Consider the following 15,235-nt stretch of genomic DNA (forward strand, 5'->3'; position numbering starts at 1 on the left):
CCATTAACTAAGGTTAGTTTTTTAAATCAGTGTCTTCGCCATATCTACGCCAAGTAGCCAAAAGATCTTTTGATTTTATCGATACTCCAAGATTTTCTCCAATCGCCATCATTAATTTGGCATAGTTTGGTTGTACTAAGTGTCGTCTATAAGATAACTTAGCGCACTTAACTTGATTAGAAAAAAGAGATGGAGCAATCCCGAAAAGTAGTCGATGAAATGGTTTTTGCTGTTCCCAAAGTAAAAATCTATATGCTTGCTGCTTTAAAGACCAATCAAGGCGATTGTTTTGGGGGATAAAGTATTGATCCCACTCGTCAATCCACCTCTCTCCCCAATTTTCTTTATGTATATTAATATCAGCTCTAAGTTTAGCAGATGTCGCTCTCCCAGCATACTCGCTAAAGCAAACTTTTATAAAGTCTCTATAAGCTGTTAAGAAATTATTTCCCCAAATAGGAAGACTTTGATAGACCATTTTATCTAATTGTCTTTTAATCTCTAGGGCTTTTATTGGCGTTATTTCTCGCCATTGCCCTACATAAGTACAATAGCAAAATAAATCGTTCAGTCCTGATGTCAGCTCGTCGAAATCTTTAAATCGGCGCTCCATTAAATCTCGGCTGACTGCTAAGCGGTTGTTAAGTATTCCGAGGCTTCTATTAATTATGTATCCAATTAACGCAACCAAGATAGGAACTAGAACGCTGGAAATCACTTGAAGGCTTGCTGTCCAGTTGGGCAATGAAGTAGTGCTAATTAGCAAGTTTCTTCCTCTGTTATTTGGCTATGTGAAATTACTCTTGGTATATTTCTTTTTAAGTAAACTTTTGATACAAGAGCTTGTGTAGATTCTAGAGCACAATCAGGAACAATAATTTGTTTGATAAAATCACGAAAATTAAGGCGGTCACAGCTCATCAGTAACCAAAAATTTCTAGTATTTTCTATTCTATCAAACATTGTTTGAAATACTGGTTTTTTAAGCAAATTGTCAATTTGATAGGAATAGTCAAGCAGTTTATCGATTTTCTCATGATTACGTTGGTTAGATTCTTTTACAAATAATGGTTTGCAATCTAGTCCTTGCTTATTATATTGAATTATACGCCATTCCTTTTGTTGAAAATATGCCAAAGGACGATCTCGTTTTAGAGAGTCGGCTACTTGAAAAAGGCTTAAAAGAAGTTCTATATGCTCAATTATATTCCAAATAGGAACTCTTTCAGTATCAAAAAGTGGATAGATTTGCTTTGCTAAATTCTTATTTAGATGGGAAGCAGCCTCGATAACTGACTTAGGTTCGTCATCGAGAGTTTGTCCCATTTCTTGCAATTGTCTAATGGTTAAACTATGCTCACAATTACCATCAGCTAATGCCTCAATATACGCCAATCCAATTAGAAGTTTACGTGCCTCTATTAGACGAGAAATTAGTTCAAAGCTCAGAGTAGAACCTGTGCCATAACTATACAAAGGTGATGTATAATTATTTACAGGAGGGTAGTGATAGATTGTAGGAATAGCACCTAAACTCCGTGCTTCAATCGGATCTAATCCAATGGCAAAACCACCGAAAAGATCGAAATGAGATATGAGAGAACTTGCTCCTTGATTATGAGATGATAAAGGTGATGTTCCTGGAATTGGTCGTTTCAGTTCAAAAGCTGTTGCCAATGTAAAACAAGCACGAACCTGCTGCATTTGAAATCGATTACCGATTTGTTCCTGGCTAGGTGTCTGCCATTCCCAGAGATTCTGCCTGTGCAAATATTGTGAATCACGAACAGAAAAAGATTCAGGAGTCAGTAGCAGCCCATTTTCTAAAATCGATTTTAGTAGCAGATTTCCGATTTGATGATATAACTCTTCTGAAACTATAATATCCCGATTTATTTCAGATCGAAATGTTGATAAGTGACGAGGAAAGCAATGATAGAGAAGTAGTGACATGATTATGATTTTGCTTCCTTAGCTAACTCTCTTAATTTGTCACACTGATTCGGAGGGAATTTATAATTTTGGCTATGTGCTTTGACAAACCGCCTTAATTCTTCACAATTATCGTCTGCAAAAGTGCGAAAAATAGCTGTTGTCTGAGTCAACAACAGTGCTTCTTTTTGTTTTTGGTAAAGCGACTCTACTTCTTGTGGAGTAAAATAAGATACTAGTGAACAATACTTGTTATTAGTAGCCTTAATGCTCTCAGGAGTACACGCTCGCTCCACTCTTTTTATATAGGGATACTGGACTCCTTGATACAATTGCCAATAGTATTTATTAATAAGACCCGTTGACTGAACCTGTTTATTAATTAGTTGTGCCTTGTATTTAGTGTCTATATCCGTCCAAATATAGCTGTCTTTTTCAGACTGATAAGACTTAGGATCGAAGCCAGAACCCAATCGCTTATTATACTTAGCTCTAATCTGACTATCATTAAAGAATTCCGAGAGAAGACCTGAGGAGTAGTCGTTTAAGTCAATGAATGCAAGTATTTGAGGTATCGTTCCTTTGGTTAATTCAGCAGGTGCATAACCTTCCTCAACTTCTCTTAATGATCCTTCTTCAGCTTCCTCTTGGTTAGTGAATGCGGTAAATGCCCCTGTTTGACCACTAAAAACCCAAGTTGCCAAAGGTATAGCATTTTGAGAGGATATTTCGATTCCATAGCAAGTTTTCCGGTAAACTATGCAAATTTGCTCATTTTTATCGAGCTGAGCATTGAGTTGAAGTTGTAAATTACGCGGTGAAACTATCTTGCCTGAGCTGTCGCGGAACTCTGTAGTTCCTTGCAATACAACACCACCGTAGGCTAGAACGACCGAACGTGATAGGACATTCATGCCTCTAGTCGTGATTGGGTTGAAGCGTGCTGCAATAGCTATTGTGCTTAGACCAGTAGTTAAAATCAGACTAAACAGCAATGAGACTTTTACTTGTTTCATTTCATTTTTTCGTTAGTTAATTAAAAGCGTTATCTCGATAGATTCTCACCGAATTTACAAAGTGTTTTTAAGGCTTTTTCGTTTCTGTACTAGTTGTAAAAGATACGATGAAATTGGAATTGGTATAAGTAGGTGCAGGAGATACTGGGACAGTAGGAGTAGGAATTGTTTGGTTTTGGGCGGTAATGTTGTTAAAGTCAGTCATTGTAGTCAACAAAACGCTATTAGCCACATATATCATTCTATAAGGCTAATAGAATTTACTTGTTATGTTTTTTTAATTAAGTGATAGGCTGTTTTTTTACTTCAGCATTTTTTCGAGTAAGAAGAGCAACTGGGGGTGATACAATAAGGAACGTGATCGCCTTTGAATAAACATTTCTGGCGTTGCATAAATGCGGGATGAATCAGCTAAATACAGGTATTTCTCTATACTTCAAATAATGGAGTAACAATCGAATCGAATATTTAAGCATATCTACTGATTTGGAATAGCATAATGTTTTTCGATGCAGTCGTGCTAGATAATGACGTAAACGCGTATTCTCACCTTCTACTCTGGTCATATATGTTTTACTGACAATATGGTCTCCTGGCTCGATAAAACTTGGGTAAACTTTCCATCCATCTGTGACGTAAAAATAGCACTGCCAACAACAAACAATATCCCACAAAGGTTTAAATGTTTCTGCGCTATGGTCTCCCAATACCCAAGCCAAAATCCCTTGACGAAAGTGATTTACTGCTGTCGACAACCAAATTTTATTTTTTTTGACCTCACAAAAGTTTCTAATTCATCTAGTTCTCCAACTTCTGGAATCTCGTTGATTGGTGGCGCATCTGGCAGTTGTTCTTAAATTTTGTTAAAGTCCCGTTAACCAAGGTTTTACCCCACACTAATCCTCCCCGTATGTATTGGGGAGGGAACTAGATTCCCGTTTCCCTCAATACATCGGGGGGATTAAGGAGGGTAATTTGCCCTATGCCCCAGCCCATTCAATCCTGTATAGTCATTGGCAGACGAATAGTGAAAGTAGAACCGACTCCGGGCTGACTTTTGACAATAATCTCACCACCCATCATCTGGCAAAAGTGACGGCTAATTGCTAACCCCAATCCCGTACCTCCATACTTTTTCGTAGTCGAGGTATCTCCTTGTGTAAAAGGTTTAAATAACTGCTGCTGTTGACCTTGAGACATGCCTATGCCTGTGTCAGTAACAGTGAAAGTAATCATGCCCAAAGGAGCCTCTGGTCGGAATTCATCCTTTTCTCTTTTGACTGTCAGCGTCACTTTGCCGTTTGTAGTAAATTTACTGGCGTTGCTAAGTAAGTTTAACAACACCTGCCGCATTCTAGTTTGATCGGCGTACATCATGCCAAGTTGCTCATCAAAATGCACTTCTAAAACATTGGCATTTTTTTCTATAGCTGGTTTTACAGTGAGGACAACATTATGAATCAGCGTCGCAATCTCGAATGTCTCTGGATAGAGGGCCATTTTCCCCGCTTCAATTTTTGACAAGTCGAGGATTTCGTTAATCAAGTGCAGCAGATGTTTACCAGCAGCGTTAATTGTTTCTAAGTCGGTGATAAAGTCTGGCGATAAACCAAGATCGGTAGCGTCGTCTTCTAGTAGTTGGCTTAAGCCAATGACAGCATTTAATGGTGTGCGTAATTCGTGGCTGACATTGGCCAAAAATACGCTTTTTGCTTTGCTAGCAGCTTCAGCTAATTCTTTAGCTTGTTGTAGGTCTTTTGTTCGCTCAGATACTCGCTCAATCAGACGATTTAAAGATTTGGCGAGTAGGCCAATTTCATCTTCAGTAGTAACAGGCGCTCGCAAATCAAAATTATGTTTCCTTGCAACTTGTTCAGCTACTTGGGTGACAGTGATAACTGGTTCAGCGATCGCTCGACTGGTACGCCAAGCTACAATGGCTGCGATCGCCACCGAAACCAGCATACTCACAATCACGATCAATCGCTCAACAATTTTTGCCTGCTCAACGGCTTTTTGCCTTTCTTGCTCTTGTTCTTGGGCAGTTTGCAGGATGTTAGTCAAGCTTTGAGAAAGCTGTTCTAGCCGAATGGCTGTATCACCACGCATTATTGCCAATAACTGCGATCGGGCAGAAGAAATCTGCCCAGGCTGCACTTTTTGGGTATCAATTTTCTGTAAGACGACTTCTATTTGGTCAACGTAAGCTTTTAAATTTGTCTTATAATCCTGCAATAACGCCTGTAAAGTCGAACTTGTTGCGGCTAGTCTTTTGGGTTTACTGTCGATAAATCCGCCAATTTTTGACTCTAGTTGCTTGGCTTTTTCAACATTATTCAGAAAATCGGCTTTTTTGCTTTGTAGCTGTTGTGAATTTTCCAATACAGCAACTAGGTTAGAGCTATGTAATTGCGCCCCGACTACTGCATCTTTATAATTACTCAGTAGTTGCCCTTGTTCATAAGCTTGATTGAATTGCCTAACTTCCCTTCCCCGGTAGTAATTGGCGATCACTAACCCAGTCAGCGAGCCAAAAAAGCCAATTCCGATAGCTACAAAGTACCCATAGCCAATTTTTTGATGGATGCGCCAGGAACTGGCTTTGAGTTTCCCTCGTGAGGGAAATTCTATAGTTGGGAGTTCGTCTGTCGATGGCTCTTCGGCTGACACTTTTTTGCTTTCTGAACTGCTGTCGATAGGGGTTGGCTTTTGAGGAAGGTATTTCTCAAACTTCCTTGCCTTCCCGCAAAAATCACCAAATCAGTTTAGCTTGTGCAAACACTTTAATTGGTGATTAACATTTACATTATCTTCTTTTATAGCAATAGCAAATCATTACTTACTATATAATTCACATATCCTTATATAGTATGGGTAGTTTTGACAGCAAGACTGATAAGTACATTTACTGATAGTGAATAGAATTCACTTTTTTCAGCAGCACCAAATAATTCTCTCCACTAAAGACCTATTTTAAACTGTCTTCTCCTTATCACAACACTTTCCTTAATATGCAGTTAATAACAATGAGTTATTACCATCAAGTATGTCACTACTCTACCTTAACTGCTTCCTTATAAAATTAATACAATCAGGAAAAAAACAAAAGCTTTGACATTCGTTGAGCATGGGGCATTGGCAAAGAGGACTTGGGGACTCTTGAGAATTGGGGACAAGGGGAAAGACTTGTTGGAAGCTCTAAACTTTTGTCACCTTGTCACCTTGTCCCCTTGTCCCCTTGTCCCCTTGTCCCCTTGTCCCCTTGTCCCCTTGTCCCCTTGTCCCCTTGTCCCCTCTGCTCCCCCATCTTCAAGGTAGGGATATCATAAAATAGCTTAAAAGTCTAGTCTGTGGGAACACAAAAAAAATTTTATTACGTATTAATATCAATACGAATGCAGCTTAAGATAGCTTTAATATCGGCTAAAATCGGGTTTTAGGCTTATATAAATGAGAGGTGGGCTGATTTTTGCCAGATTTGTACTTAAATTTAGTACGATTATGAGCGAATGACACGGAATGGGATAATCACAATCAGAGGATTCCAGTTGATTCAAGAAAAGAACTCAGAAACTTAACCAGAGTACATTCTGCTGCCTTCTTAGTTCTATCCTCATCCTGAGTGTCTACCTTGTAGTTGATGCAGTAGATATTAGGGGGCAATTATAGTTATAGGACACTAAAACCTTTTTCTGCCCTTTACGCAATTGTACTAATGCACAAGTGCATTACCCAATCAACAGCCTTTTGGTTGTAATTATCCTGATTAGAAAAACTCAACTGTCAAATTTATAGGAGTGAAAATGCCAGAACAAGAATTTACTGAAACCGCATCCAAAGAGACTACAGTGGCAGAGATCAACAGCCAAACAGGAACCATCACTAAACTCCAGCCTCCCGCACAGTCTCAAGATGAATGGCAAAAATATGGTGAGCAAATTTCTACCTTTTTAGCAACATTGCCAGAATATCTGGGAGCCTTCTTTAATCAATATAAGCAACCCTTGATCACTGTTGGTTTAATTGTGGGATCAATTGTTGGGGTTAAAGTACTCTTGGCAATATTAGATGCTTTGAATGATATCCCCTTGGTAGCACCTACTTTTGAGTTAATCGGTATTGGTTACTCTGCTTGGTTTGTTTACCGCTATTTGCTCAAAGCCTCAACCAGAAAAGAGTTGACTACTGAAATCACTACTCTTAAATCACAAGTAGTTGGTCAACAAATTCCAGAAGCTTAATAGCGATAATCGCTTCTCTATGAGACGCAATACATAGCTTAAGTAAGCTCTAATTGCAAATCACTGAAGTCTGATCGTCGACTTGTGGCGATCAGACTTCTAGAGGTAGTTTCCTATCAGTTTTGGTTTAACGTAAGTTCGATTATCCTATCCCTGAGTTGAACTTTTTAGATTCTGCTTTGGAGTAGGCGAGAGTTTTGGAGACATGCTACCCGATGCCTGCGAGGGGCTAGGTCTACGCACTATATTTTGAGATGAAATTCTTGCCAACTTGCCCCGTTTTACTAAAGCTTGATGAATCATCGCCGCTACTTCAGCCCTAGTAGCTGCTTTGTTGGGAGCAAGAATTTGTGAATTTGGATAGTTAACTACCAGACCATTGGCTGTAGCAGCAGCTATTTTGCTAGTGGCATAGCTTGGAATATTTTTAGCATCTTTATAGACACTTAAAATCTGATTTTGGGAAGTGGGTTTTTTTAAATTCAACCCACTAACAAGGGCAACTAGAACTTGCACTCGTGTAATATTTTGTTGTGGTTTGAAGGTTTTTTTCGGGTAGCCTTTGAGAAATCCGGCACTGATGGCTTGGTCAATTGCTGAATTAGCCCAAAATTTTGCAGGTACATCTTGAAATGCGATCGCACTCTTAGACGGTTCTTGGTTAAAGGCTTTTTGCAGGATAGTAGCAAATTCAGCACGGTTTACAGGCTGATTTGGTCTAAAAGAATAATCAGGAAACCCCTTGAGAATACCACGGGAAGAAAGAACATCTATAAAACGCCGACCCCAAAAGTTATCAGGCACATCGTTAAATGCAATTGGTGGCGGAATAATAGATTTTTGTTTTGCTGGAGTTACTAAAGGCAAGGCTGATGATGTAATTATTGATGACTCAAGCCCTGTTGAAGAGGATACAGGTGTCTGTGGTTGTGGGTATTGAGTTGGGATTACCTGAGCAGATGGTAACACTGCGCCAGAAGAACTTGGGAATGCAGGTGCCTTGGGTTCAACAACAGCCTCAGGTGGAGATGACGGCAAAAGGTTATTGGGGGCTGCATTTGGTTCTACCTTGGGAGTAGGGAAGGGCAATACTTGATTTGGTTGAACACTTCTAGAGGGAGTAGGGGAAGGCGACAGCAACCCGTTTAAGTTCCAGCTAGAATCCCTGCGGGACAATGACCAAAAAAGAATCGCTCCGATAGTGGCGAAGGCAACCAATATGGCTATAAATTCATCAAAGCCAAGGGCAGTTTTTTGGGATGACTCCGGTTCAGAAGGAGGTCTATTTGTCATCGTGATTACCCTGGTAGGAGTAAAATTTGTGTCTAAACAAATTAAGCCACAAATTTAATTCGTAATTCGTAATTCGTAATTTATAATTCATAGAAAAATATTAGGGTTCTGGTTCAACACCGAGCGATCGCAATTGGGCAGCTAGGCGATCGGCTCTTTGAAGTTCCTGTTCAGCCCTTTGACGTTCTTGTTCAGCCCTTTCATCGCCACTCAACAACAAATTGCCTTGTAAATCCCACCAACGCAACCAGGGTAATTCCACATTCTGATAAACTCCTAGCCATAAACCTAATTCAACTTCTAAGGGGCCTATGGGATAATGTCCTCGTTCATTTGCTGTTAAAACCTGATACTGTCCTTCAATCAAATGATAAAGTTCTAGACTGGCTTTACTCGCCTCATAAATGCCGTAGAAGGGAGGACGAATTACCTGCTCATAAATCCAAAATTTACCCTTCCAAGGAGTTTTATCTCGTTCTTCACTACCATCACCAGAGACAAATTCTAAGACAATCAACGGAGCAATAAACTCTCGCCACAATACATAAGAACGTCGCGTTTGCCCATCTAGTGTAGGCGGTACATTCGGTACATAAAACCAATCTGGTGCTTCTGCGCCTTTTTCAAGAGGATCAGTCAAGCGCCAGTAAATGCCTAAATCCTGTCCAATACAATATTGACCTTCAGGATTTATTTGCTTGAGGACGGGTGTAATCGAGTCAGTTAGTAAGATACTTTGGGGATGCTCTTGCCAATTTTTGCCTTCGGCACGCTCCGCGAACACAAAAGTGCCATCAGATTCTGGAAGCTGGGTATGGTCAGGAAAAGGAGTGAGGGCCGTGGATGGATTGGTTACAGAGGTCATAACGCTACCTTTGCACTTTTTGTAAAGGTTGTTTTTAGTGTAGCTTGCGATGACTTGCAAGAGCGCACTGGCTTAAGATGGACTTCTGCCTTACGGTAGATACCGAAACCGGAATCGTATTTATAAGGTGACAGAATGTAAAATATTGACTTATCGTTTACCTAATATTATTTGTAAAAATCAGGGTGTATAGTGCCAGAAGAATTCAGTTGCCAAATCTCACCGCCATTTGTGTCTCTTGGTAGCGATCGCGATCTTGATTTAAATTCAACCCTCCAAGAACTACCAATGTACAACTTTCCAGTGGAAATCAATCACACTGGTATGGAAGTGGCTAGTTTTTTGGAAAAATACCCCCTCCTACCAGGAGTAATTTTGGTAGAACAGGGAAAGTTCGTTGGGATGATTTCGCGGCGGCGACTGCTGGAATTTTTGATTCGCCCATTTGGACAAGAGTTATTTGTTCAGCAACCATTAGCCGTTCTCTACAGCTATGCGCGGATACCGATGTTGCTGCTTGCTGATACAACATCGATTTTAACTGCGATGCAACTTAGTTTAAAGCGATCGCCAGAATTATTAGCAGAACCAATTGTAGTAGAAACAGAATCTGGTGCTTATAGATTGTTAGATGTTCAAGAATTGAACATTATTTCTTGGCAGATTCGAGGAATCGACAATCTGGTACGATATGAACGCAGCCAAGCCCAAATGATTCAAAATGATAAAATGGCAAATTTGGGACGTTTGGTAGACGGTGTAGCGCACGAAATTTTAGACCCAGTGGGTTTTATTTGGGGTAATATAACTTACGTTTCAAACTACAGCCAAGATTTGCTCAAGCTGATAGCGGCTTATGAAAAAGAGTTACCATTAGCTTCCCAAGCAATTAATAATATTAAAGAAGAGATTGAATTTGATTTTTTAGAACAAGATTTGTTGCGATCGCTTGCTAGTATCCGCACTGGAGCGGAAAGATTAAAAAAACTTGTCACCAGTTTACAAAATTTCTGTCATATCGATGAACTTTATCCCAAACCAGTGGATTTACACGCTTGTATTGATAGTATTATTTTATTAATTAATAGCCGTCTTCAAGGAGAAATTGAAATTGTAAAATATTACGGTCAATTACCTCCATTATATTGCTTTATGGGGCAGTTGAACCAGGTTTTGATGAATATTTTCAGTGAACTTGTAGATACTTTACTCAATGAAGCAGTGCGGCAACAGTTGAATCGAGAAGATACAAAAACTCTTCAAAAACCCCGAATCGAGATTACTACAGAAGTAATTTCTCAAGAAGCAAGCAACCCAAATGCACCAGATTCTCGCTGGATAATAATTCGCATTTCTGACAATGGCCCTGGAATGTCTCAAGAATTGCAACAGCAAATTATGGAGTCGTTTTCTCTTGAAACGAAGAATAGTAAAAATACCAGTTTAGCAGTAAGTTATCGAATTATAACAGTGAGACATGGTGGAAAATTAAGTTTCCATTCACAGGCTGGTATAGGTACAAAATTTGAAATATTATTACCTTTAGTTTAATTAGACCTGTCTTGAAAATTGCGAGTAGGGAGTGGGGAGTGGGGAGTGGGAAAAAATATTTTCATTGTTCCTTGTGAGTGCAAGTCATGGAATCTCTTGCAAAAGTTCACCCTAACTCTTGGAGACGCTGTGCGCGTTCGGGAAAGTCAAAAGTATTGCTCTATTTTTAATGATGTTCAGATCCCCGACTTATTAAAGAAGTCGGGGATCTAGCAGCCCCTAAGGTACTAGTTATTTTAATGATCGCAATATTTGACTGGTAAAATCTATCGGTGCAGTCAACTAACGTTTTGTTGTTTTACCATAAGTGCTATATTGGCTCTTGACCCGACCGAGTACAAACTATGTATAAGCCCACAGAAAAGCAAAGTCGAGGTGTTGTACTTAGCACTACAGGACAGGCAGGGGGAGTGGGCAGATGAATAAAAATACTGGGCAAAATGGTGTTTTTTCTCTGTTTAGAGGCGTACCCTTACATCGCATTTTGGTAGCGTTGTTTCTGCTGCAAATCTTGCTAGCTGTGGGATTAACTGGATATTTATCGATTCACAATGGGCAAAAGGCAGTCAATGAGGCAGCTAGCGAATTGCGTTATGAAGTCGCTAATCGAGTAGAAGAGAATTTACAGACTTATTTCTCAACTTTGCGTGAAGAACTGCACGGTAATCAAAATATCATTGACATCGGGTTGCTGAAGATGGAAAATTTGGCAACCTGGGAGTCATATTTAATAAAGCAGTTAGAGATTTTTCCTGATGCCATTGCTTTGACGGCAAGCAATGAACAGCAAGAACACTTAGCGGTGGAAAAGCTTAATGATCGCCAATTTTTACTCAGAAAATCCGACAAGTCAACTGGGTACGACCTATACACTTATAAAATTGACTCTCTTGGTCAACGTACCCAACTTCCAGAGGCGATCAAAAACTATGATGTGCGATCGCGTCCTGATTATCAAGCAGCAGTTACCGCCAAAAAATTCACCTTTAGTCAGATTTTTACACCCCTCACCGAACCAACACTTCTGATTAGTGCATCTCAACCTATATATAATTTCCAAGGTCAGTTACTCGGTGTCAACAGTGCTTTAACTCATATATCACAAATTGGGGATTTGCTGCAAAATATTAAAGTTGGCAAGTCTGGGCAAGTTTTTATTATCGAGCGATCGGGGCTATTAGTCGCAAGTTCCACAACCGAAAAACCATTCCGCTTACAAAATGGTAAACCTATTAGGTTGCCAGCTTCCCAAAGTAGGAATTCTTTGACTCAAGCAAGCGCTAAATATTTAACAACTAAATTTAGTAACTTTGACCAGATTCAAAGTTTACAGCAACTAGATTTTTCCTTTGAAGGCAAACGGCAATTTTTAGAAATTAGACCTTTAGAGGATGAACTAAATGTCAATTGGTTAATAGTAGTGGCTGTTCCAGAAGCAGACTTTATGGGACAAATTGATCGCAACACTCAAACCATAATTTTTCTCTGTCTGGGAGCATTAGGATTAGCTACTTTCCTGGGAATTATCACCGCCCGTTGGATAACTCAGCCAATTTTGTACTTCAGCACGGCGACAAAAGATTTAGCCGATTTTACTAATTGTAAAGAATCAGTGGTGGTAGTACAGGGCATTAAAGAACTAGAGGTGCTGGGTGCATCTTTTAATGAGATGATGCAGCAGTTACGGAAAACCTTTACTGCACAGATAACCAAAAATGAAGAGTTAGAATTGCAAGTTAAGCAGCAAACTCAAGAATTACAGCAAGAGATTCAAGTACGAATCAACAGTGAGCAAAAACTGGAAAAGCATCATCAGGTGTTGGCAGAACTGGCAAATAACAGGGCGATTTCAGAAGGAAAGCTAGAAACGGCATTCAAAGTTATTACCGAGAAAGCAGCAGATGCTTTAGAAATAGAACGAGTCAGTGTGTGGTTATTCAATGACGACCGCACCAAACTACAATGTATAAGTCTCTATGAGCGTAGCAGTCAGAGACATTCGGCAGGTTTAGAACGCAACCTTGCCGATTATCCCATCTATTTTAAATCCCTCACATCTGCGCGGATTATTGCCGTCACCGACACTCGCACCGATCTACGAATACAAGAATTATGGGATGAACAGCTAGAACCGAAGAATATTGTATCCCTAATTAATACCTCAATCTGGGTTGGGGGCAAAGTTGTAGGAACAGTATTGTATGAACAGATTGATATTCCTCGGATATGGGAACTAAGTGAGCAAAACTTTGTTAGCTCAATAGCAGAATTTGTTACCCTGACTTTAGAAGTATGCGATCGCAAACAAGCAGAATCCGCTCTACGTGAGGCTAAAGAAACTGCCGAAATCGCAAATCGTGCCAAAAGCACCTTTTTGGGAAATATCAGCTATCAAGTGAGGACTCCCTTAATCTCCATTCTTGGAATCACAGAAGCACTCCGAAATCAAGTGTATGGCCCCGTGAATGAAGAACAAAGCCAGTCCCTAAATACTCTTGAATCCAATGGTAAGAACTTACTAGAATTGATTAATCAGATCCTTGAGCTTACTGACATCCAATCCAGCAAGATAGAACTGCAACTAGCTCCCACTTCAATCCAAGGATTATGTGACTCTAGCTTGAGTTTTGTTAAACATTTAGCGTTCCAGAAAAAGATCCACCTGAGTGTACAAATACCTGAAGAACTCGAACCCATCCAAATCGATGAAAGCCGCATCCGCCAAGTATTTATCAACCTGTTGACTAACGCTATCAAGTTTACTAAAGAAGGAGGCAAAGTTTGGATTGAAGTGCAGCCAAATTCTACGAATGAATATATCTTTTTTAGCGTGGTAGATACGGGTATTGGTATGCTTTCCGATGACCTTTTCCAATTATTTCAACCTTTTGTGCAAGTTGAAAATTCCTCTAACCGTGATGCTAGAGGTACTGGTTTAGGATTAGTAATGGTGCAAAAAATTGTCGAGTTGCATGGTGGTACTGTCCATGCTGAAAGTCAGTTAGGTAAAGGTAGTCGTTTTACAGTGAAACTTCCGTGGAAAAAAGTCTAGGAATGGGGAGTGGAGAGTTATACCCAAATCACCCCGCCAAAGCTATGCTTTGTCTTCCTTCCCGAAGAATAAGGCTACAGTGTAGATACAAGTTATCGAATTATTACCAGTCCTTGAATTACCCCACCCTAACCCTCCCCTTATAAAGGGGAGGGAACTAGATAGATTTCTTTTTCCCCCCTTTCTAAGGGGGGATTAAGGGGGGTAATTCGACTTGTGTGTACACCGTAGCCTTATAAAGGGGAGGGAACGATTTATTCTACGATCGCTCCATCCAGTCCACTAAGGCTATGATACAGTTTCAAGTATCCTCACTAGCCGCTTCCTTAAGAGTCGTTTTTAAACGTGTCGCTGTGCTTTTTCGGATGCGATCGCTTTTGCGAACACCACCCGCCATTTGATATTCATAGCTGTCTTTACCGTACTTAAAGGCAACTCCCAAGAGCATTTTTTCAGTTAGATTGCTTAAAGTTCTATCCAATTCGTCCATCTCAGCTTTAGAAGAGTCAATCACAGCTAGAGCAGTATTATAAGCATCAATTTTGGTACGGTATTGCTCAATTAATTGTGTCATACTTTCTAAGTTGCGCCCATCGCCAAAATTCATAGTAGGATCGATAGCTTTAAGTCCTGCTGTTCTGAATTCAGCTTTTTCGAGAACGCGGTATGTACGTTTTTGACGAGACATCAATGTATCCTTTTTATCTGCTTTAGAGCTAGTTTGCCTCACTAAAGCTGGATCTTAGCTCAGTAAAGTCCTCAAAAATTAGTATTTAATATAACAATTAATTAAGTATTTAGCGCAAAAATCATGATTTTGTCAATGAAAATCGTGATTTTGTCAATGAAAACCATGATTTTGTCAATGAAAATCGTGATTTTGTCAATGAAAACCATGATTTTGTGAATGAAACTCATGATTTTGTCAATGAAAACCATGATTTTTTTGTTGGATTTCTTGGAGTTTGGCTGTGGCATCTTCTACAAAGATTTGATAGGGAATCTCTCTAGCAAGCTCAATAGCGCGATTGAGGGCATCTACAGCCTCTTTTTGCCGTCCCAGTTTTAATAGGATTTTGGATGTGAAGTAAATCAAATTACGGCTTTGGCTATACTTGTCACCAATTTGGGTATACAGTTCTAACGCTGCCTGACAATACTCTAAACCCAAAGTCAAATTTTCTTGCAAGATGCCGATTGCTTTTAATGTATTAGCTTCACCCAAGCGATCGCCTATGTCGCGGTAGAATGCCAATGCTGCTTCGTAGCGCTCTAAGGCTTCGCT

General features: G+C 39.8%; 12 protein-coding genes and 1 pseudogene. 3 read left to right on the plus strand and 10 right to left on the minus strand.

Translation table 11 applies throughout. From position 1 onward, the window contains the following. Positions 1–13 precede the first annotated feature (13 nt). The 6 genes and pseudogenes from RMZ43_RS00110 to RMZ43_RS00135 all read right to left on the minus strand — a co-directional run bounded on the left by RMZ43_RS00110 (position 14) and on the right by RMZ43_RS00135 (position 5,618). Positions 14–766 carry a hypothetical protein gene (locus tag RMZ43_RS00110; protein WP_322652934.1) on the minus strand — a complete coding sequence of 251 codons (753 nt, stop codon included), beginning with the start codon at positions 764–766 and terminating at the stop codon, positions 14–16. Continuing rightward, on the minus strand, positions 760–1,953 hold the full coding sequence (locus RMZ43_RS00115; protein ID WP_322652935.1) for a hypothetical protein: 1,194 nt from the start codon (positions 1,951–1,953) through the stop codon (positions 760–762). The genes RMZ43_RS00110 and RMZ43_RS00115 overlap by 7 nt, the downstream gene beginning before the upstream one ends. Positions 1,954–1,955: 2 nt before the next feature. After that, complete coding sequence (locus RMZ43_RS00120) at positions 1,956–2,948, minus strand: hypothetical protein (RefSeq protein ID WP_322652936.1); 993 nt, start codon at positions 2,946–2,948, stop codon at positions 1,956–1,958. A 67-nt stretch (positions 2,949–3,015) separates the two neighbouring features. Continuing rightward, positions 3,016–3,180 (minus strand): hypothetical protein, encoded by a 165-nt coding sequence (locus RMZ43_RS00125; protein ID WP_322652937.1) that lies wholly within the window; start codon positions 3,178–3,180, stop codon positions 3,016–3,018. 175 nt (positions 3,181–3,355) lie between these two features. Beyond that, positions 3,356–3,801, minus strand: a pseudogene (locus RMZ43_RS00130) (IS1 family transposase); the annotation flags it as partial. A 143-nt stretch (positions 3,802–3,944) separates the two neighbouring features. After that, positions 3,945–5,618, minus strand: a complete 1,674-nt coding sequence (locus RMZ43_RS00135) for a sensor histidine kinase (protein WP_322652938.1) — start codon at positions 5,616–5,618, stop codon at positions 3,945–3,947. A 1,133-nt stretch (positions 5,619–6,751) separates the two neighbouring features. Here RMZ43_RS00135 and RMZ43_RS00140 point away from each other — a divergent pair. After that, positions 6,752–7,189 carry a CAAD domain-containing protein gene (locus RMZ43_RS00140; protein WP_322651881.1) on the plus strand — a complete coding sequence of 146 codons (438 nt, stop codon included), beginning with the start codon at positions 6,752–6,754 and terminating at the stop codon, positions 7,187–7,189. A gap of 147 nt (positions 7,190–7,336) precedes the next feature. On the opposite strand, the gene RMZ43_RS00145 is transcribed toward RMZ43_RS00140, so the two are convergent. Both RMZ43_RS00145 and RMZ43_RS00150 read right to left on the minus strand, forming a co-directional pair. Further along, positions 7,337–8,482 (minus strand): S-layer homology domain-containing protein, encoded by a 1,146-nt coding sequence (locus tag RMZ43_RS00145; RefSeq protein ID WP_322652939.1) that lies wholly within the window; start codon positions 8,480–8,482, stop codon positions 7,337–7,339. A 100-nt stretch (positions 8,483–8,582) separates the two neighbouring features. Next, positions 8,583–9,347: a Uma2 family endonuclease gene (locus RMZ43_RS00150; RefSeq protein ID WP_322652940.1), complete on the minus strand. Its 765-nt coding sequence runs from the start codon at positions 9,345–9,347 to the stop codon at positions 8,583–8,585. Positions 9,348–9,539: 192 nt separating this feature from the next. Here RMZ43_RS00150 and RMZ43_RS00155 point away from each other — a divergent pair, with 192 nt between their 5' ends. Beyond that, on the plus strand, positions 9,540–10,898 hold the full coding sequence (locus tag RMZ43_RS00155; protein WP_322652941.1) for a sensor histidine kinase: 1,359 nt from the start codon (positions 9,540–9,542) through the stop codon (positions 10,896–10,898). A gap of 418 nt (positions 10,899–11,316) precedes the next feature. After that, positions 11,317–13,950 (plus strand): sensor histidine kinase, encoded by a 2,634-nt coding sequence (locus tag RMZ43_RS00160; protein ID WP_322652942.1) that lies wholly within the window; start codon positions 11,317–11,319, stop codon positions 13,948–13,950. A gap of 301 nt (positions 13,951–14,251) precedes the next feature. Here the strand turns inward: RMZ43_RS00160 and RMZ43_RS00165 are convergent, their stop codons facing one another. After that, on the minus strand, positions 14,252–14,638 hold the full coding sequence (locus tag RMZ43_RS00165; RefSeq protein WP_428850680.1) for a hypothetical protein: 387 nt from the start codon (positions 14,636–14,638) through the stop codon (positions 14,252–14,254). A gap of 237 nt (positions 14,639–14,875) precedes the next feature. Continuing rightward, on the minus strand, positions 14,876–15,235 hold a 360-nt coding region (locus RMZ43_RS00170; protein WP_428850681.1), incomplete at its 5' end, for a tetratricopeptide repeat protein.

Source organism: Nostoc sp. CmiVER01, assembly GCF_034531135.2.
GTDB lineage: Bacteria > Cyanobacteriota > Cyanobacteriia > Cyanobacteriales > Nostocaceae > Nostoc.

Bases quoted from the DNA above. Each gene is read 5' to 3' on its own strand.
- RMZ43_RS00145 (WP_322652939.1), bottom strand. From the start codon at position 8,482: ATGACAAATAGACCTCCTTCTGAACCGGAGTCATCCCAAAAAACTGCC.
- RMZ43_RS00140 (WP_322651881.1), top strand. From the start codon at position 6,752: ATGCCAGAACAAGAATTTACTGAAACCGCATCCAAAGAGACTACAGTG.
- RMZ43_RS00120 (WP_322652936.1), bottom strand. From the start codon at position 2,948: ATGAAACAAGTAAAAGTCTCATTGCTGTTTAGTCTGATTTTAACTACT.
- RMZ43_RS00165 (WP_428850680.1), bottom strand. From the start codon at position 14,638: ATGTCTCGTCAAAAACGTACATACCGCGTTCTCGAAAAAGCTGAATTC.
- RMZ43_RS00160 (WP_322652942.1), top strand. From the start codon at position 11,317: ATGAATAAAAATACTGGGCAAAATGGTGTTTTTTCTCTGTTTAGAGGC.
- RMZ43_RS00150 (WP_322652940.1), bottom strand. From the start codon at position 9,347: ATGACCTCTGTAACCAATCCATCCACGGCCCTCACTCCTTTTCCTGAC.
- RMZ43_RS00115 (WP_322652935.1), bottom strand. From the start codon at position 1,953: ATGTCACTACTTCTCTATCATTGCTTTCCTCGTCACTTATCAACATTT.